Origin of the sequence: Arenivirga flava (genome assembly GCF_030161575.1) — a bacterium.
Taxonomy (GTDB): Bacteria; Actinomycetota; Actinomycetes; order Actinomycetales; family Microbacteriaceae; genus Arenivirga; species Arenivirga flava.
On sequence record NZ_BSUL01000001.1, the window covers coordinates 313,437 to 335,311 of the forward strand.

Annotated in this window: 19 protein-coding genes and 3 pseudogenes; 16 read left to right on the forward strand and 6 right to left on the reverse strand. The window is 72.2% G+C overall.

Annotated features, from left to right (window positions below; translation table 11 throughout):
* Positions 1-11 precede the first annotated feature (11 nt).
* The 11 genes and pseudogenes from QQK26_RS01575 (at position 12) to dapF (ending at position 11,964) form a co-directional block, all read left to right on the forward strand.
* Positions 12-1,232 carry an ABC transporter permease gene (locus tag QQK26_RS01575; RefSeq protein WP_284234397.1) on the forward strand — a complete coding sequence of 407 codons (1,221 nt, stop codon included), beginning with the start codon at positions 12-14 and terminating at the stop codon, positions 1,230-1,232.
* A 139-nt stretch (positions 1,233-1,371) separates the two neighbouring features.
* Positions 1,372-4,178 (forward strand): annotated as a pseudogene (locus QQK26_RS16130) (FtsK/SpoIIIE family DNA translocase).
* A 5-nt stretch (positions 4,179-4,183) separates the two neighbouring features.
* The gene (pgsA, locus tag QQK26_RS01590; protein ID WP_284229349.1) at positions 4,184-4,798 is read left to right on the forward strand and encodes a CDP-diacylglycerol--glycerol-3-phosphate 3-phosphatidyltransferase; all 615 of its coding nucleotides are present in this window, start codon (positions 4,184-4,186) and stop codon (positions 4,796-4,798) included.
* Positions 4,795-5,286, forward strand: coding sequence for a CinA family protein (locus QQK26_RS01595; RefSeq protein ID WP_284229351.1), 492 nt, complete (start codon positions 4,795-4,797; stop codon positions 5,284-5,286). Before pgsA ends, QQK26_RS01595 begins: the two co-directional genes overlap by 4 nt.
* 248 nt (positions 5,287-5,534) lie before the next feature.
* On the forward strand, positions 5,535-5,843 hold the full coding sequence (locus tag QQK26_RS01600) for a helix-turn-helix domain-containing protein (protein WP_284229353.1): 309 nt from the start codon (positions 5,535-5,537) through the stop codon (positions 5,841-5,843).
* A 102-nt stretch (positions 5,844-5,945) separates the two neighbouring features.
* Positions 5,946-6,167: a DUF3046 domain-containing protein gene (locus tag QQK26_RS01605; protein ID WP_284229355.1), complete on the forward strand. Its 222-nt coding sequence runs from the start codon at positions 5,946-5,948 to the stop codon at positions 6,165-6,167.
* Between the two features lie 288 nt (positions 6,168-6,455).
* A complete protein-coding gene (recA, locus tag QQK26_RS01610; RefSeq protein ID WP_284229357.1) occupies positions 6,456-7,535 on the forward strand; it encodes a recombinase RecA in 1,080 nt (359 codons plus the stop codon).
* A complete protein-coding gene (locus QQK26_RS01615; protein WP_284229360.1) occupies positions 7,535-8,494 on the forward strand; it encodes a RecX family transcriptional regulator in 960 nt (319 codons plus the stop codon). The genes recA and QQK26_RS01615 overlap by 1 nt, the downstream gene beginning before the upstream one ends.
* A 47-nt stretch (positions 8,495-8,541) precedes the next feature.
* On the forward strand, positions 8,542-10,098 hold the full coding sequence (gene miaB / locus QQK26_RS01620; protein WP_284229362.1) for a tRNA (N6-isopentenyl adenosine(37)-C2)-methylthiotransferase MiaB: 1,557 nt from the start codon (positions 8,542-8,544) through the stop codon (positions 10,096-10,098).
* Entirely contained in the window at positions 10,095-11,027 is a 933-nt protein-coding gene (gene miaA / locus QQK26_RS01625) for a tRNA (adenosine(37)-N6)-dimethylallyltransferase MiaA (protein WP_284229364.1), read from the forward strand. Before miaB ends, miaA begins: the two co-directional genes overlap by 4 nt.
* Positions 11,028-11,088: 61 nt before the next feature.
* The gene (gene dapF / locus QQK26_RS01630) at positions 11,089-11,964 is read left to right on the forward strand and encodes a diaminopimelate epimerase (RefSeq protein ID WP_284229370.1); all 876 of its coding nucleotides are present in this window, start codon (positions 11,089-11,091) and stop codon (positions 11,962-11,964) included.
* A 10-nt stretch (positions 11,965-11,974) separates the two neighbouring features.
* On the opposite strand, the pseudogene QQK26_RS01635 reads toward dapF, so the two are convergent.
* A pseudogene (locus tag QQK26_RS01635) lies at positions 11,975-12,582 on the reverse strand (class I SAM-dependent methyltransferase).
* Between the two features lie 62 nt (positions 12,583-12,644).
* Between QQK26_RS01635 and hflX the strand changes: the two are divergent.
* On the forward strand, positions 12,645-14,162 hold the full coding sequence (gene hflX, locus QQK26_RS01640) for a GTPase HflX (RefSeq protein WP_284229375.1): 1,518 nt from the start codon (positions 12,645-12,647) through the stop codon (positions 14,160-14,162).
* Here the strand turns inward: hflX and QQK26_RS01645 are convergent.
* The 5 genes from QQK26_RS01645 to lexA form a co-directional block, all read right to left on the reverse strand.
* The gene (locus QQK26_RS01645) at positions 14,159-14,827 is read right to left on the reverse strand and encodes a response regulator (protein ID WP_284229377.1); all 669 of its coding nucleotides are present in this window, start codon (positions 14,825-14,827) and stop codon (positions 14,159-14,161) included. The genes hflX and QQK26_RS01645 overlap by 4 nt on opposite strands.
* The gene (locus tag QQK26_RS01650) at positions 14,824-16,185 is read right to left on the reverse strand and encodes a sensor histidine kinase (protein WP_284229379.1); all 1,362 of its coding nucleotides are present in this window, start codon (positions 16,183-16,185) and stop codon (positions 14,824-14,826) included. Before QQK26_RS01650 ends, QQK26_RS01645 begins: the two co-directional genes overlap by 4 nt.
* Positions 16,128-16,958, reverse strand: coding sequence for an ABC transporter permease (locus tag QQK26_RS01655; protein ID WP_284229381.1), 831 nt, complete (start codon positions 16,956-16,958; stop codon positions 16,128-16,130). The genes QQK26_RS01650 and QQK26_RS01655 overlap by 58 nt, the downstream gene beginning before the upstream one ends.
* Positions 16,955-17,884 (reverse strand): ABC transporter ATP-binding protein, encoded by a 930-nt coding sequence (locus tag QQK26_RS01660; RefSeq protein WP_284229383.1) that lies wholly within the window; start codon positions 17,882-17,884, stop codon positions 16,955-16,957. The genes QQK26_RS01655 and QQK26_RS01660 overlap by 4 nt, the downstream gene beginning before the upstream one ends.
* 187 nt (positions 17,885-18,071) lie before the next feature.
* Positions 18,072-18,725 carry a transcriptional repressor LexA gene (gene lexA, locus QQK26_RS01665; protein WP_284229384.1) on the reverse strand — a complete coding sequence of 218 codons (654 nt, stop codon included), beginning with the start codon at positions 18,723-18,725 and terminating at the stop codon, positions 18,072-18,074.
* 286 nt (positions 18,726-19,011) lie between these two features.
* Here lexA and QQK26_RS01670 point away from each other — a divergent pair, with 286 nt between their 5' ends.
* The 4 genes and pseudogenes from QQK26_RS01670 (at position 19,012) to hisH (ending at position 21,797) form a co-directional block, all read left to right on the forward strand.
* Positions 19,012-19,353 (forward strand): hypothetical protein, encoded by a 342-nt coding sequence (locus tag QQK26_RS01670; protein ID WP_284229386.1) that lies wholly within the window; start codon positions 19,012-19,014, stop codon positions 19,351-19,353.
* A gap of 64 nt (positions 19,354-19,417) precedes the next feature.
* On the forward strand, positions 19,418-20,497 hold the full coding sequence (locus QQK26_RS01675; RefSeq protein WP_284229388.1) for a histidinol-phosphate transaminase: 1,080 nt from the start codon (positions 19,418-19,420) through the stop codon (positions 20,495-20,497).
* Positions 20,498-20,545: 48 nt separating this feature from the next.
* On the forward strand, positions 20,546-21,172 hold the full coding sequence (gene hisB / locus QQK26_RS01680; RefSeq protein ID WP_284229390.1) for an imidazoleglycerol-phosphate dehydratase HisB: 627 nt from the start codon (positions 20,546-20,548) through the stop codon (positions 21,170-21,172).
* Positions 21,172-21,797 (forward strand): annotated as a pseudogene (hisH, locus tag QQK26_RS01685) (imidazole glycerol phosphate synthase subunit HisH). Before hisB ends, hisH begins: the two are co-directional and overlap by 1 nt.
* Positions 21,798-21,875: the final 78 nt, after the last annotated feature.

Here is a 21,875-nt window from a genome sequence, read left to right on the forward strand (position 1 = left end):
GGTGCACCGTGATGGTCGCGACCCTGCTCGAGGGGTGGACCGAGCTCAAGGTGCAGCGCACCCGCGTGCTGATGAGCCTCATCGGGATCGCCCTGGCCGTGTGCGCGCTGACGCTGGCGGTGGCCGCCGGCAGCTTCGCCGAGCAGGCGCTGCGCGAGCGCGAGGAGGCGGGCAGCGGTCGGCCCGCCACCCTCACGGTGTCCGTGTGGAGCGAGACCGAGGCGACCGATCCGGGCTTGCTGCGCGAGCGGCTCGATCCGCTGCTGGAGCGCTACGGCATCGACTACGCCACGCAGCGCGGCTGGGGCGGTACGAGCCTGGCCGTCGCGTCGGACGCCGGGCTGCTGAACCTCGACGCCGGCATCGTCGATCCGCCCTACGGCGCGATGTTCCGGGTGCCGATGGCGCAGGGCCGCTGGCTGATCGCCTCCGACGAGCGGATGCTCGCCCCGGCCGTCGTGGTCGACGAGATCGCCTGGGAGAATCTCGGCTCGCCGCCCCTGGAGGGCATGCCGACGATCACGATCGAGGGCGAGCGGCCGACGACGGCGCTCATCGTGGGCGTGGCCGCCAGCGAGGACTCGTCGCGGCCATGGTCGCCGGGCTCCATCCACCTGCTCAGCGACGACTACCTGCAGCTCGTGCCCGACGCGAGCGATCCGATGTCCAACGGCATGGAAACCGTGCTCTGGGTTCCCGAGGGCGAGGCGGAGAGCCTGCGCACCGCCCTGCAGGCCGACCTCCAGGCCCAGTACCCGTTGAACCAGACGATCGAGGTGCAGCGCAGCGATCCCGCCGCCTGGGGTGGCGGCTCGGCGATGGGCCTGCTCTGGGTGCGGCTGGGGGTCGGCGGTGTTGCGGGCCTCGTGCTGCTGCTCGCCGCGATGGGGCTCGTGAACATCACCATGGTCACGGTCAAGTACCGGGTGCGCGAGATCGGGATCCGCCGTGCCTTCGGTGCGACCGCCCGACGGGTCTTCGTCGGCGTGCTCATGGAGAGCGTCGTCGCGACGGCGTTCGCCGGGGTCATCGGCATCGCCGTGGCGATCCTCGCCGTGCAGAACCCGTGGGTGAGAGGCCTCATCGGCGACGGTGTGGTGGAGCTGCCGGGGTTCCCGTTCGAGGCCGCCCTCGTCGGCCTGCTGGTCGCGACGGGCATCGGCGCGGTGGCGGGCATCCTGCCCGCACTGGTGGCGGTGCGCGTGCGGGTCATCGACGCGATCCGGTTCTGATGGAGAGCGGATGCGCTGCCGGGCGAGCCCGCACGGCTCGCATCCGCGTCTCCGCACCGCCTGCCGTGCCGCGGCGGTCTCGGCGGCTCGCCGCGCCCGGTCCGGGCTCGCGCGCGGGCCTGCGAGTACCCTGGCCGGCATGGCTACGAGCTCCCGGTCCTCGCGCGCCCGCTCGGGCGGAGCCGCGACCGCTCGCGGCAAGGCGCAGGGCACCGCGGCCGTGAAGACCAAGAAGCTGCCCGCGGGCGGCGTGCCCGACAAGCCCGAACGCGGCCTCCTCGCCCGTGCCTGGATGGGTCTGGCGCACCTCACCGGCGGGGCCTTCCGCGCCCTCGGGCACGAGAAGCTCGCCAAGGAGGAGCGCCGCGACGGGCTGCCGTTCCTCCTCGTGCTGCTCGCCGCGGCGGGCGCCGCCGTCGAGTGGTTCAACCCGACCCACGAGGTCGCGATCACGCTCGACGCCTGGACCTTCGGGCTGCTGCTCGGCCGGGTCGCCTTCGGACTGCCGGTCGTCTTCGTCCTCTTCGCAGCCTGGCTCTTCCGCCATCCGGCCTCCGTGCACGACAACACCCGCATCGGCATCGGTCTCGCGGTGCTGCTCGCCAGCGTGAGCGCGCTCTGCCATATCGCCGGCGGTCAGCCCGAACCCGCGCAGGGCGTCGAGGCGATCGCCCAGGGCGGCGGCATGGTCGGCTGGGTGCTGGCCGCACCGCTCATCGCGCTGGGCACGCCGCTGCTCGCCACGCCGGTGGCGATCGTGCTGCTCCTCCTCTCGCTCTTCATCATCACCAAGACGCCGCCGAACAAGCTCGTGCACCGCCTGCGCGAGCTCTACGCCTACCTGTTCGGCGCGCCGGCACCCGACGCGGAGGCCATCGCCGCAGCGAAGGCCGCCAGGCGCGAGCAGCGCTTCGCGGGCGTCGAGGACCTCGACGAGGTCGCCGAGCCAGCCGACACCGACTCGTTGCCGTGGTGGCGGCGCAACAAGGACCGCCGCGAGGCCGACCCCGCCTACGACTCGCCGGTGCTGGTCGACGGCGCCACCGACGTCATCGACCCGCTCGAGCCGTCGATCGACCGCGAGCTGCTGCACGACCTCGAGGCAGCTGAGGAGGCGGTCAAGCGCTTCGGCACGGGGAGGCGCCCACGGCGCACGCGACCGGCCTGCGCGACGACGAGGGGCCCTCGGCGCCGCTGCCGGGCTTCGCCGAGAAGGCGAGCGAGCGCGGCGCGCTCGGCGAGTTCGAGGACCCCGCCGAGGCGATCGTGAACCCCGTCCCGGTGGCCGAGGCCGACCGCGAGACCCAGGCCGTGGACCCGGTCGAGGCCGCGGAGGTCGACGGGGGAGCGGATGCGATGAGCGGCGACTACGCGCTGCCCGCCGCCTCCACGCTCGGGGCCGGCACGCCGCCGAAGGCGCGCTCCTCGGCGAACGACGAGATCGTCGCCGCGATCACCGAGGTGCTCACGCAGTTCAAGGTCGACGCGACGGTCACCGGCTTCAGCCGCGGCCCCTCCGTCACCCGCTACGAGATCGAGCTCGGCCCGGGCGTCAAGGTCGAGCGCGTCACCGCGCTCAGCAAGAACCTGGCCTACGCGGTCGCCAGCAACGAGGTCAGCATCCTCTCGCCCATCCCGGGCAAGAGCGCGATCGGCGTCGAGATCCCGAACCGCGATCGCGAGATCGTCTCGCTCGGCGACGTGCTGCGCTCGCAGGCCTCCGTCAAGAGCACCCACCCCATGACGATCGGCATCGGCAAGGACGTCGAGGGCGGCTACGTCGTCGCGAACCTCGCGAAGATGCCGCACCTCCTGGTCGCCGGATCGACCGGCTCGGGCAAGTCGAGCTTCGTGAACTCGATGATCACGAGCCTGCTCATGCGCGCGAAGCCCAGCGAGGTGCGCATGGTGCTCGTCGACCCGAAGCGCGTCGAGCTCTCCATCTACGCCGGCGTGCCGCACCTGATCACCCCCATCATCACCAACCCGAAGAAGGCGGCCGAGGCGCTGCAGTGGGTCGTGAAGGAGATGGACATGCGGTACGACGACCTCGCGTCGTTCGGATTCCGCCACATCGACGACTTCAACCGCGCGGTCGTGAACGACGAGATCAAGCTGCCGGCGGGCTCCGAGCGCAAGCTGCGCCCGTACCCCTACCTGCTGGTCGTCGTCGACGAGCTCGCCGACCTCATGATGGTCGCGCCCCGTGACGTCGAGGACTCGATCGTGCGCATCACGCAGCTCGCCCGCGCCTCCGGCATCCACCTCGTGCTCGCCACGCAGCGCCCGTCGGTGGACGTCGTCACCGGCCTCATCAAGGCCAACGTGCCCTCCCGCCTCGCCTTCGCGGTCACGAGCGTCACCGACAGCCGCGTCATCCTCGACCAGCCGGGCGCCGACAAGCTCATCGGCCAGGGCGACGGCCTCTTCCTGCCGATGGGCTCGTCCAAGGCCGTGCGCGTCCAGGGCGCCTGGGTCAAGGAGGACGAGATCAGCAAGGTCGTCCAGCACGTCACCCGCCAGGCTCGACCCGAGTACCGCAACGACGTCGCCGCCGAGGCGCCGAAGAAGGAGATCGACGAGGACATCGGCGACGACCTCGACGTGCTGCTCTCGGCGGTCGAGCTGGTCGTCACGACGCAGTTCGGATCGACGTCGATGCTGCAGCGCAAGCTGCGTGTCGGCTTCGCCAAGGCGGGGCGCCTCATGGACCTCATGGAGTCGCGGGAGATCGTCGGCCCCTCCGAGGGCTCGAAGGCCCGCGACGTGCTCGTCGCGCCCGACCAGCTGGCCGGCGTGCTGGCGAAGATCCGCGGCGAGGACGCCCCCGCATCCAGCGGCGGTCCCCGGCCGGCCGCCGATCCCGTCGCGGAGATGACCGAGGGATACGATGAGGTCGACGGCGACTCGGGCGAGGACGCCTGGGGCCTGACCGGCAGGGAGTAGCAGTGATGACCTCCGACGGCGGACCGCTCGCCGGACGCTTCGTCCGTGCGGGCGAGGGCCCGGCCAGCAACGGCAACCTCGCGAACCTCATCACGATCGCGCGCATCCTGCTCGCGCCCCTCTTCCTCTGGCTGCTGCTCGACGACGCCGGGCAGGGCGGTGCGGGTCGCTACGCCGCCGCCGCGCTCTTCATCCTGGCCATCGCCACCGACAGCCTCGACGGGCACCTCGCCCGACGCAACGGCCTGGTCACCGACCTCGGCAAGCTGCTCGACCCGATCGCCGACAAGGTGCTCATCGGCGGCGCCCTCGTCGGCCTCAGCCTGCTCGGCGAGCTCGACTGGTGGGTCACGATCGTCATCATGGTGCGCGAGCTGGGCATCACGGCGTTCCGCTTCGCCGTGCTGCGCGACCGGGTCATCCCCGCCTCTCGCGGTGGCAAGCTCAAGACGGTCGTGCAGGCCGTCGCCATCGCCGTCGCGCTCGTGCCGCTGCCCCTGCTGCTGGGCGACTGGATGCACGGGGTCAACACCGCGCTCATGACGCTCGCCCTCGTGCTCACCCTCGTCTCCGGCATCGACTACCTGGTGCAGGCCTGGCGCGGCAACCGCGCGCCGTGAGCGCGGCGTCGACGACCGAGGAGCTCCTGGCGGAGCTCGGCACCCGTGGGCTCACTCTCGCCGTCGCGGAGTCGTTGACCGGAGGGCTGCTGACCGCCGAGCTGATCCGTCCCGCAGGCGCCTCCGCGGTCGTGCTGGGCGGGGCCGTCTGCTACGCCACCGAGCTCAAGCGGCGCCTGCTCGGCGTCGACGCCGAGCTGCTGGAACGGCACGGGCCAGTGCACCCGGAGGTGGCCGGGCAGATGGCCGACCGGGTCCGGAGCGCCCTCGCCGTCGAGGGGCGCGCCGCCGACATCGGGCTCGCCACCACCGGCGTCGCGGGCCCGGAACCGCAGGACGGCCACCCGGCGGGGCTCGCCTACCTCGGCGTCGCGATCGGCGATCGGGTCGAGGCAATCGAGCTGCGCCTGGCCGGCGGGCGTGACGCCGTGCGGGCCGGGGTGGTGGAGCGCGCGGTCGTCGAACTCGCCGAACGGCTCCCGCGCTGATGGGCCCATCCGGGTGGCCGTCCGCTGCGAACCCCTCGAGCGACGGAGCGCCTTCGGAATTCTTGAGTCGAATCGGCTCAGCACGGAATACCCACGGGATCGCTGCGTTACATCAGACGGAGTTCCCCGGCGCCACCCAGTGACCGACGGATAGAGTTCCGGCTACGGTCGTCGGGTGAGTCACCCGCATTACCGGGGTCGCTCTACTCCCGAAGAGCTGATGACGCCACACGAGTAAGGAGGGTCCCATGGTTCTGGTCCGTCAAGAGATCGGCGATGTGCTCCGCGACTTCCGCCTGCAGAAGGGGCGCACGCTCCGTCAGGTGGCGAGCAAGGCGAGCGTGGCGCTCGGTTACCTCAGCGAGGTCGAGCGCGGGCAGAAGGAAGCCTCGAGCGAGATCCTCGCGTCCGTCGCCGACGCGCTCGACACCCCGATTTCGATCATCATGCGCGAGGTCAGCGACCGCCTGGCGGTCGTCGAGGGCCTGACGATCGTGCCGGACACGGTGCCGGTCGACATGGTGGCCGACTTCGACGCAGATCTGGTCGCGCGCTGACATCGATCACGAGCGATGCGAGGGCGTCCCGCTTCGGCGGGGCGCCCTCGCCGCGTGCCGGGCGGGTTCGCGCGGCCGGAGCGGATGGGGGAGGATGAGCGGATGCGCCTGAGCGAGTTCCAGTACGCCGTCGAGCAGGAGTTCGGTGCGTACGGCGCCGTGCTCGTCCGCGATCTGGTGCTGTCGGCGCTGGGTGGCCGCACCGCCGAGCAGGCGATCGCCGCGGGCGTGCCGCCGCGCGACGTGTGGCTCGCGCTCTGCGCCGCCGAGGACGTGCCGGTCTCTCGCCGCCATGGCGCCGGGCTGCCGAAGCCCAGGAACTAATCCGCCGGCTCGGCCGCGACGCATCGCGAGCTCGTTCGAACACCGCTACGACACGCCGAGCCCCGCCATCGAACATGCGTTCGGATGCGCGCTAGACTCCTCCACAACGCAGGACCGCTCCGGTTCCGCACCGCACGGACCGCGGCCGACCTCGATGTCGGTGGCCGGCCGTAACGTTCGGAGCACGCGGAACACCGCGCAGCCTTGCCGACGAAGCCGGATCCTCACGGGGGTCCGTCGGGGCGCGGCAGCCTACAGGCGACACCGCACCGAGTGAAGGAGCCCAGCATGCCCTCTGCAGCAGACCGCGAGAAGTCCCTCGAGACCGCCCTCGCCCAGATCGACCGCCAGTTCGGCAAGGGAACGGTGATGCGCCTCGGCAGCGACGAGCGCGCGCCCGTCGCCATCATCCCGACCGGATCCATCGCCCTCGACGTCGCCCTCGGCATCGGAGGGCTCCCGCGCGGTCGCATCATCGAGATCTACGGGCCGGAGTCCTCCGGTAAGACCACGCTCACCCTGCACGCCATCGCGAACGCGCAGCGCAACGGCGGCATCGCTGCCTTCATCGACGCCGAGCACGCGCTCGACCCGGAGTACGCGAAGAAGCTCGGCGTCGACATCGACGCCCTGCTGGTCTCGCAGCCCGACACGGGTGAGCAGGCGCTCGAGATCGCCGACATGCTCGTGCGGTCGGGCTCGATCGACCTCATCGTCGTCGACTCGGTCGCGGCGCTCGTGCCCCGGGCCGAGATCGAGGGCGAGATGGGCGACAGCCATGTCGGTCTGCAGGCGCGCCTCATGAGCCAGGCGCTGCGCAAGCTCACCGGTGGCCTCAACCAGACCCAGACCACGATGATCTTCATCAACCAGCTGCGCGAGAAGATCGGCGTGTTCTTCGGCAGCCCCGAGACCACCGCGGGCGGCAAGGCGCTCAAGTTCTACGCCTCGGTGCGGCTCGACATCCGCCGTATCGAGACCCTCAAGGACGGCACCGACGCGGTCGGCAACCGCACCCGCGTGAAGGTCGTCAAGAACAAGATGGCGCCGCCCTTCAAGCAGGCCGAGTTCGACATCCTCTACGGCGTGGGCATCTCACGAGAGGGCAGTCTGATCGACTTCGGCGTCGAGCACGGCATCGTCAAGAAGTCGGGTGCCTGGTACACCTACGACGGCGACCAGCTCGGCCAGGGCAAGGAGAACGCGCGCAACTACCTGCGCAACAACGCCGATACCGCTGCGGAGATCGAGCGCAAGATCCTCGCCAAGCTCGGCGTGGGCGGTGCCAAGCCCGAGGCCGAGGCACCCGTGCAGCCGATCTCGGCGCCGGAGCGGAAGGCCCCCGCGCGCAGCGCCGCCAGCGCCTGATGCGCGAGCGCAGCGACTCCACCGGTCGCACCGAAGGCCTCGCCCCCGTGCACTACCTGTTCGGGGCGGGGCCCTCGGGTTCGGCCGCGCCGGTCGGCCCCGGCGTGACGCGGTCCTGCGAGAGCGGCTCCGACTCGGCGGGGTCCGGTCAGACCGGCACCGACCCGGGGGACGCCCTGGACGCCGTGCGCTCGGACGAGCCGGGCGATGGCACCCGATGGTTCGATCCGTCGGTGGACGGCGAGGAAGGCTTCCTCGACGGCGCGGCCCAGGAATCCGCGCGAGCCGGTTGGGCGTCCCAGCAGGGTGCGCGCAGCATGCGGGCGTTGCGCCCGGCGTCGGAACCGTCCGATGACGAGTACGGTCGGCACCGCGCCAGGAGCGTGCCCGCCGAGCCGGAGGCGCCCGGCGCGGCGCCGCCGGGTCGCGCCGAGCGGGACGAGCAGCGCCGACGACAGCGCGCGGAGCGTGACGAGCAGCGCAAGGCCCGGCGCGCGGAGAACGTCGCGATGCACGCGCTCACGCGGCGCGGGCAGTCGGTGCAGGAGATGCGCGACCTGCTCACCGCACGCGAGCTCGGAGCAGACGAGATCGAGGCGGAGATCGAGCGGCTGCTCGGCGCAGGGCTGCTCGACGACGCGGACCTCGCGCAGAACCTCGTCCGGTCGCTGACCGAGCGCAAGAAGCTGGGCCGCTCCGCTCTGCTCGCGGAGCTCCGTCGGCGCAAGCTCGACCCGATCGCGATCGAGGAGGCCGTGGCCGAGCTCGATCGCGACGACGAGGATCAGCGCTGTCTCGAGCTCGCGCGCCAGCGCGCCCGCCAGCTCAACAGCGTCGACGATCAGACGGCGGAGCGACGGCTGAGCGCCTTCCTGCAGCGCAAGGGCTACTCGGGCGATGCGATCCGCACGTCGGTGCGCACCGCCCTGCGCGACGAACGCGGTGTCCGCTTCGTGTAGTTCGCCGGTTCGGGCGTCGGATCCCGGATCGTAGAATCGTCACCATCATGAGCACTCCCGTCAGCACGCCGACCCTGATCGCGCCGTCACCGGCGGCCCTGGCCGAGGACGGCAGTGCCCGCACCTTCGAGGTGCGCACCTTCGGCTGCCAGATGAACGTGCACGATTCGGAGCGGCTGAGCGGCTCGCTCGAGTCGGCCGGGTACCTCCGTCACGGCGATGAGGGCGATGCGGACGTCGTCGTGATCAACACCTGCGCCGTGCGCGAGAACGCCGACAACAAGCTCTACGGCACGCTCGGCCACCTCGCGCACCGCAAGAAGACCCACCCCGGCCTGCAGATCGCCGTCGGCGGCTGCCTCGCGCAGAAGGACCGCAACGTCATCCTCGAGAAGGCGCCGTGGGTCGACGTCGTGTTCGGCACGCACAACATGGGGTCGCTGCCCGCCCTGCTCGAGCGGGCGCGGCACAACGGCGAGGCGCAGCTCGAGATCCTCGAGTCGCTCGAGACCTTCCCCTCGACCCTGCCGACCAAGCGGGACTCCACGCACAGCGGCTGGGTCTCGATCTCGGTGGGCTGCAACAACACCTGCACCTTCTGCATCGTGCCGAGCCTGCGCGGCAAGGAGAAGGACCGGCGCCCGGGCGACGTGCTCGCCGAGATCCAGGCGCTCGTGGACGACGGCGCCATCGAAGTCACGCTGCTCGGCCAGAACGTCAACTCGTACGGCGTCGAGTTCGGAGACCGCCTGGCCTTCGGCAAGCTGCTGCGGGCCGCGGGTGCGATCGAGGGTCTCGAGCGCATCCGCTTCACCAGCCCGCATCCGGCGGCCTTCACCGACGACGTGATCGACGCGATGGCCGAGACGCCCGCGGTGATGCCCTCGTTGCACATGCCGCTGCAGTCCGGCTCCGATCGCATCCTGAAGGCCATGCGCCGTTCCTACCGCTCGGAGCGCTTCCTCGGCATCCTCGACCGGGTGCGCGAGCGGATGCCCCACGCCGCCATCACGACGGACATCATCGTCGGCTTCCCCGGCGAGACCGAGGAGGACTTCGCCGAGACCCTGCGCGTGGTCGAGGCCAGCCGCTTCGCGTCGGCGTTCACGTTCCAGTACTCGATCCGGCCGGGCACGCCCGCGGCCACGATGGACGACCAGATCCCCAAGGCCGTCGTGCAGGAGCGCTACGAGCGGCTCACCGCGCTGCAGGACGCGATGTCCTGGTCGGAGAACAAGGCCCAGATCGGCCGCACGGTCGAGGTGCTCGTCGCGAAGCACGAGGGCCGCCGAGACCACGACACGCGCCGCATCTCCGGCCGTGCCGAGGACAACCGCCTCGTGCACGTCGACCTGCCCGAGGGGCAAGCCGAGCCGCGCCCCGGGGACGTGGTGACGGCGACGGTCACCGAGGCCATGCCCTTCTACCTGATCGCCGGCACGCCGGGCGGGGGAGCGCTGCCCGTCCGCCCCACACGCGCGGGCGACGCGTGGGACCGCGCCGAGGCCGCATCGTGCGGCGTGCCCGCGCAGCCGTCGGACGCCGCCACGGGCCGCGTCTCGCTGGGCCTGCCCGGACTGCGCATCGGCGCGCCGGGCGCGTGACCGCGGCGCATCCGCTCGTCGTCGTCGTCGGCGCGACCGGCACGGGTAAGAGCGACCTCTCGCTCGATCTCGCCGAGGCGATCGCTGGGAACGGCGGGGCGGCCGAGATCGTCAACGGCGACGCGATGCAGTGCTACCGGGGCATGGACATCGGCACGGCGAAGCTGCCGCTCGTCGAGCGCCGCGGGATACCGCACCATCTGCTCGACGTGCTCGACGTCACCGAGGAGGCGAGCGTCGCCGCCTTCCAGGAGCAGGCGCGCGCGCTGATCGGCGGCATCCGCGCCCGCGGCGCCGTGCCGATCCTCGTGGGCGGCTCCGGGCTCTACGTCGACGCGGTGGTGCGCGACTTCCGCTTCCCGGCGCGCGACCCGGCGGTGCGGGCGCGCTACGAGGCCCGACTCGAGGCGGAGGGCGTCGCCGGGCTGCACGCCGAGCTGCTGGCCGTCGACCCCGAGGCCGCGACCGCCATCGGCCCGCACAACGCACGGCGCATCGTCCGCGCCCTCGAGGTCGTCGCCATCACGGGCGAGCCGTTCGGCGCCGGGCTCCCCGAGGAGGAGCGCGCCTGGACCGAGGCCGTCACGATCGGCCTCGCCCTGGAGCGCGAGCGGCTGGTGCCGCGCCTGGACGCGCGCGTCGAGCGGATGTGGGCCGCCGGCATGGTCGACGAGGTCGCCGGCCTCCTGCGGCTCGGCCTCGAACGCGGCGTCACCGCGAGCCGCGCCATCGGCTACGCGCAGGCGATCGAGCAGCTGCACGGACGGATGAGCGAGGCCGAGGCCGTGGCCGCCACGCAGGCGCTCACCCGGCGCTACGCACGCCGCCAGGTGAGCTGGTTCCGGCGCTCGGCGAGCACGCACTGGCTGCCCGCGGAGGCGCCGGACATCGCGATGCGGGCCTCGGCGCTGGTGCCCGCCGCGCGCTGAGCCCTCCGCAGACGGGCCCGTCGAGCCGAGCGAGCGGCCTCGCGCACGTAGACTCGAGCGGGTGGCGAGCATCACCTTCACCAAGGGCCAGGGCACGGGTAACGACTTCGTGCTGTACGCCGATCCCGCCGGTGAGCTCGATCTGAGCCCCGACCAGGTGGCCGCCGTCTGCGACCGCCACTTCGGCGTGGGTGCCGACGGCCTGCTGCGCGCGGTGCGATCGAGCGCCATCGAGGCCGGTGCCGCGGCCCTGGCCGAGCACCCGGGCGCCGAGTGGTTCATGGACTACCGCAACGGCGACGGGTCCACCGCCGAGATGTGCGGCAACGGCGTGCGCGTCTTCGCCCGGTTCCTCACGGAGACCGGCCTGCTCGACCTGCCGGAGGGCGCGCAGGCGGCGATCGGCACCCGCGCCGGCGTCAAGCTCGTGGAGCGCAGCGGGGACGGCTTCCGAGTCGACATGGGGCCGTGGCGGCTCGACGGCAACGACGCGCTGGTCCGCGCGAAGGAGCTCGACGTGCCGCGCCCCGGCCTCGGCGTCGACGTCGGCAACCCGCACGTCGTCGTGGCGCTGCCCAGCGAGGACGACCTGGAGCGCGCCGACCTCGCCTACGCGCCCGTCCTGGAGCCCGTGCAGCCCGCTGGAGCGAACGTCGAGTTCGTCGTGCCGCGCGATCCGATGGTCATCGACGGCGTCGGCTACGTGCGCATGCGCGTGCACGAGCGCGGCAGCGGCGAGACCCTCTCCTGCGGCACCGGAGCGGTCGCCACGGCGCTGGCCGTGCGCCACTGGGCGGGCGCCGGCGCCCCCGACGACTGGAGGGTCGCGGTGCCCGGCGGCGTCGTGGGCGTGCGCATGTTCCCCGGCCCGGATGGCGAGCACACCAGCCTCGAGGGTCCGGCCGAGCTGGTCTTCACCGGCACGCTGGAGGTCTGAGCGACCCCGGTCAGCGGTGCCGGACCCGCAGCACCCGGAACCCCTTGTTCGTCGCGGCGCGGAAGGTCTGGAAGCCCTGCGGCAGGCTGTCGCCGAGCCACCGCTGCAGCGAGTCCGACCCCAGGTGCCGCGCGACGACCATCCACGCCTCGGCGTCGCGCTCCAGTCTGGGCAGCCAGTGCAGCAGCATGGCGTGCAGCTCGTTCTTGCCGACGCGGATGGGCGGATTCGAGCGGATGGACATGAAGCGGACGTCCTCGGGAACGTCCTCGGGCAGCACGGCGTTGACGTTGTCGAGGCCCAGCTTCTCGGCGTTGCGCCGCACGAGGTCGAGGGCGCGGCGGTTGACGTCGACGGCCCAGACGGTGGCGTGCGGCGCCTCGAGGGCGAGCGAGAGGCTGATTGGGCCCCAGCCGCTGCCGAGGTCGAGCAGGTGCCCGCCGGGAGGCGGGGAGGCGTGTTGGCGAGCAGCACGCCGGTGCCGAGGTCCACGCGGTCCGGGCTGAAGATGCCGCCGGCCGTGACGAGATGCCGGGGATGCCCTGCGAGCTCCACGTGGAGGGGTCGGAGACTCGAGTCGCTGGCCGGTTCGGCCGAGAAGTAGTGGTCCGACTCCATGGGCCGACTGTATCGGAGACCGGCGGCGAGCACGAACACGCGAGGACGTAGACTGGACGCGAATGAACAACGACAACGACGACGTGGTGGACCGTGTGCTCGCGGCCGCCGAGAGCCGCTCGGCCGGCTCGTCCATCTTCGGCGCGGGAGCCGCGTCAGAGCAGCGCGCCCAGGCCCTGCAGCGTGACAACGCCTACGAGTCCGATCGCGACGGCGACCAGTTTGACCGCGAGGAGCGGCAGGCGCTCCGGCGCGTCTCCGGCCTGCGCACCGAGCTCGAGGACGTCACCGAGGTCGAGTACCGCGAGCTGCGCCTCGAGAACGTGGTGCTCATCGGCGTGCACCCGCAGGGTGCGCAGGAGGACGCGGAGAACTCGCTGCGCGAGCTCGCCGCCCTGGCCGAGACGGCCGGCGCCAGCGTGCTCGACGGCCTGCTGCAGCGGCGTCCGCATCCGGACCCCGCCACCTACCTCGGCCGCGGCAAGGCGGAGGAGCTCGGCATGATCGTCGCGAACCTCGGCGCCGACACCGTCATCGCCGACACCGAGCTCGCGCCGAGCCAGCGCCGCGCGCTGGAGGACGTCGTCAAGGTCAAGGTCATCGACCGCACCGCCGTGATCCTCGACATCTTCAGCCAGCACGCGAAGACGCGCGAGGGCAAGGCGCAGGTCGAGCTCGCACAGCTCGAGTACCTGCTGCCCCGCCTGCGCGGCTGGGGCGAGTCGATGAGCCGCCAGGCCGGCGGGCAGACCGCCGGCGGCGCGGGCATGGGCTCGCGCGGCCCCGGTGAGACGAAGATCGAGCTGGACCGTCGTCGCATCCACAGCCGCATGGCGAAGCTGCGCAAGCAGATCCAGAGCTTCGCACCGGCGCGCGAGGCCAAACGCGCCAACCGCAAGCGCAACGTCATCCCCTCCGTCGTCATCGCCGGCTACACCAACGCCGGCAAGTCGAGCCTGCTGAACCGCCTCACCCGTGCCGGCGTGCTCGTCGAGAACGCGCTGTTCGCCACGCTCGACTCGACCGTGCGCAAGACGCGGGCCGAGGACGGTCGGCGGTACACGCTCGCCGACACGGTGGGCTTCGTCCGGAACCTGCCGCACCAGCTGGTCGAGGCGTTCCGGTCGACGCTCGAGGAGGCGGCGGATGCGGACGTGATCGTCCACGTCGTCGACGCCTCGCATCCGGATCCCGCCAGCCAGATCGCCACGGTGCGCGACGTGCTCGGCGAGGTCGACGCGCGCGACATCCCCGAGATCGTCGCCTTCAACAAGGCGGACCTGGCGGATGCGGATGCGCGCCTGCTGCTGCGCGGCCTGCATCCGGACGCCGTCTTCGTCTCCGCCCGCACGGGCGAGGGCGTCGAGGAGCTGCTGGAGCGCATCCAGTCCCTGCTGCCGGATCTCGGCACCGAGGTCGACGTGCTCGTGCCCTTCGACCGGGGCGACCTCGTCGCGCTCGCGCACGACACGGGCCGGGTCATCGCCACCTCGTACGAGGAGGGCGGCACGCGCCTGCACGCGATGGTCGACGAGCAGCTCGCGGCTCAGCTGCGGGCCCTCGAGCCGGCCGGAGCCTAGGGGCTGACGATCCCCAGCTCGTAGCCGAGGATCACGGCCTGCACGCGGTCGCGCAGGCCGAGGCCGCGCAGCACGCGGCCGACGTGCGTCTTGACGGTCGACTCCGAGAGGAACAGGCGCTCGGCGATCTCGCCGTTGGTCGCGCCCTCGGCGATGAGCTGCAGCACCTCGCGCTCGCGCTCGCTCAGCACCGCGAGCCGCTCCTCGGCGTCGGAGGCCGCGCCGCCGCGGGCCAGCGCGGGCGACGCCAGCTCTACGAGGCGCGCGGTCACCCGGGGCGCTACGACGGCATCGCCGCGGTGCACGGCGCGGATCGCCTCGACCAGCTCGGCCGGACGCGCGTCCTTGAGCAGGAAGCCGCTCGCGCCGGCCTGGAGGCCGCCGAAGGCGTACTCGTCGAGATCGAAGGTGGTCAGGATGATGACGCGCGTCTCCGGCAGCATCGCCGTGATGACCTCGGTGGCGCGGATGCCGTCCATGCCGGGCATCCGCACGTCCATGAGCACGACGTCCGGGCGGTGGGCGCGGGCCAGGCCGATGGCCTGCTCGCCGTCGCCCGCCTCGCCGACGACCTCGATGCCGTCCTCGGCGTCGAGCACCATGCCGAAGCCGCGCCGCACGAGCAGCTGGTCGTCGACGAGCAGGATCCGGATCGCCTCGATCATGCCGTTGCTCCTCCCCGCAGCATCACGCTCACGGCCCAGCCGCCCTCGGGGCGCGGACCGGCCTCCACGGTACCGGCGTAGAGCGCGGCGCGCTCGCGCATCCCCAGCAGGCCGCGCCCGGCGCCCTGCGAGGGCTGCCCGGCTCCGGGGCCGTCGTCGACGACCTCGATCCCGACCCCGTAGTCGGACCAGTGGACGGATGCGGTCACCGCGGCTCCCGGCGCGTAGCGCAGCGCGTTGGTCAGCGACTCCTGCACGATGCGGTAGACGACGAGCCCGAGGGACTGGTCGTCCGTCGGCTCGCCCGAGCTGCGGTACTCGAGCCGCATGCCGGCGGCCCGGAACCCTGCCGCGAGCCCGTCGAGCTCGGCGGCGCCGGGCTGCGGGCGCCGGTCGGCCTGCTCGCCGTCCTCCTGCAGCACGCCCAGCAGGCGGCGCACCTCCGCGAGGGTGCCGCGCCCGGTCTCGGCGACCTGGGCCATCGTCTCGGCGGCCTGCTCGGGCCTGGACCGCGAGGCCGCGGCGGCGCCCTCGGCGAGGGCGATCATCACGGAGACGCTGTGCGCGATGACGTCGTGCATCTCGCCGGCGATCCGGCTGCGCTCCTGGGCCCCGGCGATGCGGGCCTGGGCGTCCCGTTCGCGCACGAGCTGCGCGGCACGGTCGATGAGCGCCTGGGTGTAGCGGCGCCGGTTGCCGACGCTCGTGCCCATGAGGGTGGCGATGAGCAGGAAGATCACCATGCTCGTGACCGCCGACACCGTCAAGCCCAGGTCCAAGGCGTCGCCGTTGCGCAGCACGCTCAGGGGGCCGGCAGCGCCGAGCATCACGCCGGTGCTCGATGCGGCGGCCACGGCGCCGAAGCCGATCCAGGCTCCGCGCGACGAATGGAACGCGCCCATGCCGTAGAGCGCCACGAGCACCGGCAGCGCCTCCGTGCCGGCCGTGGACGGAAGCGGGACGAAGGATGCGATGGCCGCGACGACGAGCACCAGCACGGGCCGGCGACGGCGCTGCGTCAGCAGGACGCAGAGCCCGACCGCGACGGCGGCGGCCAGCGCCGTCCACCACCAGGCGTAGGGCAGCCCCCACGACGTGGTCCGCCCCTGATACGACTCGCTGGCGGCGCCGCCGATGACCAGCACCGCGCTCGGCAGCGCGTAGACGGCCACCACGACGCCGTCGACGATCCGCGGATGCCGGCGCAGCCAGCTGCGGAAGCCTCCGGGCGGTTTGGGCAGCGCGAGGTCCCCGGCGTCGCCGAGGGGCGTCGCCGGGGACTCGTGCGTGCTCGAGCGGGTCAGGCGTCCCGCCCCTTGAGGGCGAGTGCGCCGAGCAGCAGGGAAGCCGCCGACCACGCGGCCAGGATGAGCAGGGAGGCGCCCATGCCGTACGCCGGGTCGCCGAACAGCGCGTTGCCTTCGACGCCGGTGAGGTTCATCCCGACCTGCGAGGGCAGCACCGCGAGCACCTCCGTCACCCAGTCGATCCAGCCGCTGAGGATGCCGCCGACGATCGGCAGCACCATGATGAGGCCGACGACGATCGCGATGCCGCCGGCACCGGCGCGGACCAGCGCGCCGATGCCGAGTCCGAACAGCGCGATGAGGCCGAGGTACACCGCTGCGCCGAGGAACGCGAGCAGCACGGGGCCGTCCGGGGCTCCGGCGAGCCCATCGGCGGCGAAGAACGGCTGTGCGGCCAGGAACGAGAGCGTCACGCTGAGCGCGCCGAGCAGGAACGACCACACGAACACCACGACGGCCTTGGCGGCGAGCACCGGCAAGCGGCTGGGAACGGCCGTCAGGCTCGAGCGCACCATGCCGGTCGAGTACTCGCCCGAGAAGGCGAGCACGCCGAGGATGCCGGCGACGAGGACGCCCACGTTGACGCCGATGGTCGCGGGGATGACGGCCAGGTACTGCCGCAGCTCGTCCTCGCCGACGCCCTGCACCGAGAATTCGGAGAAGCCGGCCATGAGCAGGGCGAAGCCGATCCAGACGAGCAGGATGACGCCGCTCGTCCAGTAGGTCGATCGCAGGCTCGTGAACTTGATCCACTCGGAGCGGAGCACGCCGCCGAAGCCGAGTCGTGCATCCGCTCGCACGGATGCGGTCGCCGTCGCGGTCATCGCGCACCTCCCTGGGTCGACGCCGGCACGCCGCCGGCGCGGTACTCGACCTCGTCCTGGGTCAGGGTCATGTAGGCCTCCTCGAGCGAGGAGGAGACCGGGGTCAGCTCGTGCAGCACGACGCCGGCCGAGGCCGCCGCCTCGCCGATCTGCTCGGCGGTCACGCCGCTGAGGCTGATGGCGCCGTCGGGCAGCTGCGTGCCCGGTGCGCCGGGCAGCGCGGCGGCGAGCAGGTCGGGGCGCGGGGTGCGCACGCGCACGGTCGCCGTGCCGGAGCCCGCGATGAAGTCCTGCACCGGGGCGTCGGCCAGCACCTGGCCTCGGCCGAGGACGATGATGTGGTCCGCGGTCAGCGCCATCTCGCTCATGAGGTGCGAGGAGAGCAGCACGGTGCGGCCCTCGGCGGCGAGGGAGCGCACGAGCATGCGCACCCAGGTGACGCCCTCGGGGTCGAGACCGTTCACCGGCTCGTCGAGGATGAGGGTCTTCGGGTCGCCGAGCAGCGCCGCGGCGATGCCGAGCCGCTGCCCCATGCCGAGGGAGAAACCGCCGACGCGCTTGCGGGCGACCTTGTCGAGACCGGTGAGCGCGATCACCTCCTCGACGCGGCGCTTCGCGATGCCGTGCGTCGCCGCCTGCGCGAGCAGGTGGTGGTAGGCGCTGCGGCCGGTGTGCACGGCCTTCGCATCCAGCAGCACGCCGACCTCGCGCAGCGGCGAGCGGTGCTCGGCGTAGCGCTTGCCGTTGACGGTGACGCTGCCGCTCGTCGGCTTGTCGAGCCCGACGATCATGCGCATGGTGGTCGACTTGCCGGCGCCGTTCGGGCCGAGGAAGCCCGTCACCTTGCCGGGCTGCACGGTGAAGTCGACGCGGTCGACGGCCGTCTTGCTGCCGTAGCGCTTCGTGAGCGCTCGTGCCTCGATCATGATTCCCCTCCGGTCGGTGTGCGGGCTCCTGCCCGCGACCTCCACGCTAGGGAGCGGATGCGCTCGGCCGCATCATCCGACCGGATCGAGCGGATGCGCCACGCTGGCACCCTGGTACCAGTGCGGCGCAGGGGCGGCGGCCCTCCGTGGGCGCAGTGCGCCGCAGGGACGGCGGCGCGGCGCCAGCTCAGACCGCCCGCAGCACCGCCACGACCTTGCCGAGGATGTCGGCGTGGTCGCCCAGGATGGGCTCGTAACTGCTGTTGCGGGGGAGCAGCCAGCGATGCCCGTCGCGCTCGCGGAAGACCTTGACCGTCGCCTCCTCATCGAGCATGGCCGCGACGATCTCGCCGTTCTCGGCGGTCTGCTGCGACCGCACGACGACCCAGTCGCCGTCGCAGATGGCGGCGTCCACCATCGAGTCGCCGACGACCTTGAGCATGAAGAGCTCACCCTTGCCGACGAGCTGGCGCGGCAGCGGGAAGATCTCGTCCACCTGCTGCTCGGCGGTGATGGGGATGCCGGCCGCGATGCGTCCGACGAGCGGCACCATCGCCGCGTCGCCCACGGGGGTGGCCTCGGCCTCGGGGGCGGGCACCTCGAGGAGCACCTCGAGCGCCCGCGGGCGGTTGGGGTCGCGGCGGATGGCGCCGGCGAGCTCGAGCTGGTTGAGCTGGTGGGTCACGCTGGAGAGCGAGGAGAGCCCCACGGCGTCGCCGATCTCGCGCATGCTCGGCGGGTAGCCGCGCGTCGCGACCGACTGCTGGATCGCCTCGAGGATCGCCTGCTGCTTGGCGGTCAACGCCTTCCTCGTGCGCGGAGCGCCGCTCGTGCCGTCCATCGTCCACCCTCCCGGTGCCCGCCGCTCCGCATCCCGGAGCGGATGTCGGTGGTCCCTGATTGCCTGTTCCCGGCGTTCGAAACTGTATCCAGTTCCGGGGTCGAGGCAAAGCTGTGTTCGAAGCGTGTCGCGGGATTTCACGCGTTCCTTCTCCGGAATGGCTTGCTTCGAACCCGATTCGAAGATATCTTCGGAACACGGCTTCGGTTTCGCGTCGAGAGCACGTCATCGGGCCGACCGGCCGATGACCGGGACCGACCGTCGAGAGACACGAGGAGCAGACGACATGAGCATTGCAGCCGCACCGGGCACCGCCGCACTTCAGCAGCCGCGCACGCGCCTGCGCCTCACGCGCCGGGGGCGCGTCGTCTTCACCGGTCTCGCGGCGCTGCCGCTGCTGGTGGGCGTCGTGCTCGCCGCGCTCAACGGCGGGGCCGCTTCGGCCGACGCCTCGCCGACGATCGTGACCGTGCCTGCGGGCGGATCGCTCTGGAGCCTGGCCGGCGAGATCGCGCCGGAGGACGACCCCCGCGACGTGGTCGCCGGGCTGGTCGCGGCGAACGGGCTCGAGAGCTTCTCGATTCGAGCCGGTGAGCAGCTGGTCGTGCCCGCTCACTACGCGGGCTGAATCGCGCCGCCGTCGCGGCAGGGGACCGGGGCCTCGTCGCTCCGGCCGCCAGTAGCCTGATCGGGTGACGAGTCTCGACGACCTCCCCATCCGCGACGATCTCCGGGGGCACGTGCCCTACGGTGCCCCGCAGGCGCCCGTGCGCTATCAACTGAACGTCAACGAGAACACGCATCCCGTGCCGCAGGAGGTCGTCGACGACGTGCTCGTCGACCTCGCCACCGCGCTGCAGGGGGTCAACCGTTATCCGGATCGCGAGTTCACCGAGCTCCGCGAGGGCCTCGCGGGCTATCTCGGCAAGGGGATCGCTGCGGAGCAGATCTGGGCCGCGAACGGTTCGAACGAGGTCCTGCAGCACGTGCTGCAGGCGTTCGGCGGACCGGGGCGCTCGGTGCTCGGGTTCCCGCCCACCTACTCGATGCACTCCATGATCGCGACGGGCACCGGCAGCACGTGGATCACCGGTGAGCGCGACGCCGACTACGCGATCACCCCCGCCACCGCCACCCGCGAGATCGAGCGGCTCGACCCCGACGTCGTCTTCCTCTGCGCGCCCAACAACCCGACCGGCACCCCGCTGCCGATCGAGACGATCGAGGCCGCGTACGAGGCGAGTCGCGGCATCGTGCTGGTCGACGAGGCCTACGCCGAGTTCGCCCGGCCGGGCACGCGCAGCGCGCTCGACCTCCTGCCGGGACGACCGCGCCTGCTGGTCTCGCGCACGATGAGCAAGGCCTTCGCGTTCGCGGGCGTGCGCCTCGGCTACCTCGCCGCCGATCCCGCCGTCATCGACGCGCTCCGGCTGGTCCGCCTGCCCTACCACCTCTCGGCCCTGACGCAGGCGGCCGCGACCGCGGCGCTGCGGCACGCTCCGGTGATGCTCGCGACCGTGGGCGACATCGCCGCGCAGCGCGACCGCATCGTCGCGGAGCTGCCCTCGCTCGGGTACCGCCCCTACGCGAGCGACTCGAACTTCGTCTTCTTCGGCGGGGTCGACGACCCGCACGCCGTCTTCGAGGCGCTCTTCGCGAAGGACATCCTCATCCGCGACGTCGGCATCCCCGGGCACCTGCGGGTCACGGCGGGCACGGCGGAGGAGACGGACTACTTCCTCCGTTCGCTCGCCGAGATCAGCCCGCGCTGACGCGGCCCGGGGCGGAGGACGGAGGGCGCCGCTCAGTAGAGTGGACGCATGACCACTGGGCCCTCCACCCCCGCTTCCGCGCGCGTCGCAGAGCTGTCCCGCGCGACCAGCGAGTCGAGCATCGAGCTCCGCATCGACCTCGACGGCAACGGCACGTCGTCGATCGACACGGGCGTGCCCTTCTTCGATCACATGCTCACGGCCTTCGCGAAGCACTCGCTGACCGACCTGACGGTCAAGGCGACCGGTGACACGCACATCGACGTGCACCACACCGTCGAGGACACCGGCATCGTGCTCGGTACGGCGATCCGCCAGGCGCTCGGCGACAAGTCGGGCATCTCCCGCTTCGGCGACGCCCTCGTGCCGCTGGACGACGCGCTCGCGCAGGCCGTGGTCGACATCTCCGGTCGGCCCTACCTCGTGCACTCCGGCGAGCCCGCCGGCTTCGAGCTGCACCTCATCGGCGGGCACTTCACCGGCTCGATGATCCGCCACGTCTTCGAGGCGATCACCTTCGCCGCCGGTCTCACGGTGCACCTCACCGTGCTCGCCGGTCGCGACCCGCACCACATCGCCGAAGCCGAGTTCAAGGCCTTCGCGCGGGCCTTCCGCTTCGCCAAGGCCCACGACGCCGCGGTCGACGGGGTGCCGTCGACCAAGGGGAAGCTCTGATGGCGAAGGTCGTCGTCCTCGACTACGGCAGCGGCAACGTCCACTCCGCGGTGAAGGCGCTCGAGGCCGCCGGAGCCGAGGTGGAGCTCACCGGCGATCGCCGCGCCGCGCTGGAGGCGGACGGCCTCCTCGTGCCCGGCGTCGGTGCCTTCCCGGCGGTGATGGACGCGCTGAACGCGGCCCGCGGCGGCTCGATCATCGAGTCGCGCCTCGCCGGCGGGCGTCCGGTGCTCGGCATCTGCGTCGGCATGCAGGTCTTCTTCGAGCGCGGCATCGAGCGCGGCGTCGAGGCGGAGGGGTTGGGGGAGTGGCCCGGCACGGTCAGCCAGCTGCCGAGCGCCGTCCTGCCCCACATGGGCTGGAACACGGTCGAAGCCCCGGAGGGATCGGTGCTCTTCGACGGCCTGCACGACCAGCGCTTCTACTTCGTCCACTCCTACGCGGCGCAGGAGTGGACGCTCGACGTCATCCCTCCCTTCCCGCAACCGCACGTGACCTGGGCCGAGCACGGGGGCGCTTCCTCGCGGCCGTCGAGAACGGCCCGCTGGCGGCCACGCAGTTCCACCCCGAGAAGTCGGGCGAGGCGGGCATCCGACTGCTGCGGAACTGGATCGGCTCGCTCTGAGCGCGTCGCGCCCGCCGCTCGGGGAATACCGGGCGCCATCCGCCGGTTGAGGGAACCCCTCCGCCCGGGGCTAGGATC

What these genes read in the sequence shown, in the direction of transcription:
- QQK26_RS01575 (WP_284234397.1), top strand. Translation starts at nt 12, where the DNA reads ATGGTCGCGACCCTGCTCGAGGGGTGGACCGAGCTCAAGGTGCAGCGC.
- pgsA (WP_284229349.1), top strand. Translation starts at nt 4,184, where the DNA reads ATGACCTCCGACGGCGGACCGCTCGCCGGACGCTTCGTCCGTGCGGGC.
- QQK26_RS01600 (WP_284229353.1), top strand. Translation starts at nt 5,535, where the DNA reads ATGGTTCTGGTCCGTCAAGAGATCGGCGATGTGCTCCGCGACTTCCGC.
- QQK26_RS01605 (WP_284229355.1), top strand. Translation starts at nt 5,946, where the DNA reads ATGCGCCTGAGCGAGTTCCAGTACGCCGTCGAGCAGGAGTTCGGTGCG.
- recA (WP_284229357.1), top strand. Translation starts at nt 6,456, where the DNA reads ATGCCCTCTGCAGCAGACCGCGAGAAGTCCCTCGAGACCGCCCTCGCC.
- QQK26_RS01615 (WP_284229360.1), top strand. Translation starts at nt 7,535, where the DNA reads ATGCGCGAGCGCAGCGACTCCACCGGTCGCACCGAAGGCCTCGCCCCC.
- miaB (WP_284229362.1), top strand. Translation starts at nt 8,542, where the DNA reads ATGAGCACTCCCGTCAGCACGCCGACCCTGATCGCGCCGTCACCGGCG.
- hflX (WP_284229375.1), top strand. Translation starts at nt 12,645, where the DNA reads ATGAACAACGACAACGACGACGTGGTGGACCGTGTGCTCGCGGCCGCC.
- QQK26_RS01645 (WP_284229377.1), bottom strand. Translation starts at nt 14,827, where the DNA reads ATGATCGAGGCGATCCGGATCCTGCTCGTCGACGACCAGCTGCTCGTG.
- QQK26_RS01655 (WP_284229381.1), bottom strand. Translation starts at nt 16,958, where the DNA reads ATGACCGCGACGGCGACCGCATCCGTGCGAGCGGATGCACGACTCGGC.
- QQK26_RS01660 (WP_284229383.1), bottom strand. Translation starts at nt 17,884, where the DNA reads ATGATCGAGGCACGAGCGCTCACGAAGCGCTACGGCAGCAAGACGGCC.
- lexA (WP_284229384.1), bottom strand. Translation starts at nt 18,725, where the DNA reads ATGGACGGCACGAGCGGCGCTCCGCGCACGAGGAAGGCGTTGACCGCC.
- QQK26_RS01670 (WP_284229386.1), top strand. Translation starts at nt 19,012, where the DNA reads ATGAGCATTGCAGCCGCACCGGGCACCGCCGCACTTCAGCAGCCGCGC.
- hisB (WP_284229390.1), top strand. Translation starts at nt 20,546, where the DNA reads ATGACCACTGGGCCCTCCACCCCCGCTTCCGCGCGCGTCGCAGAGCTG.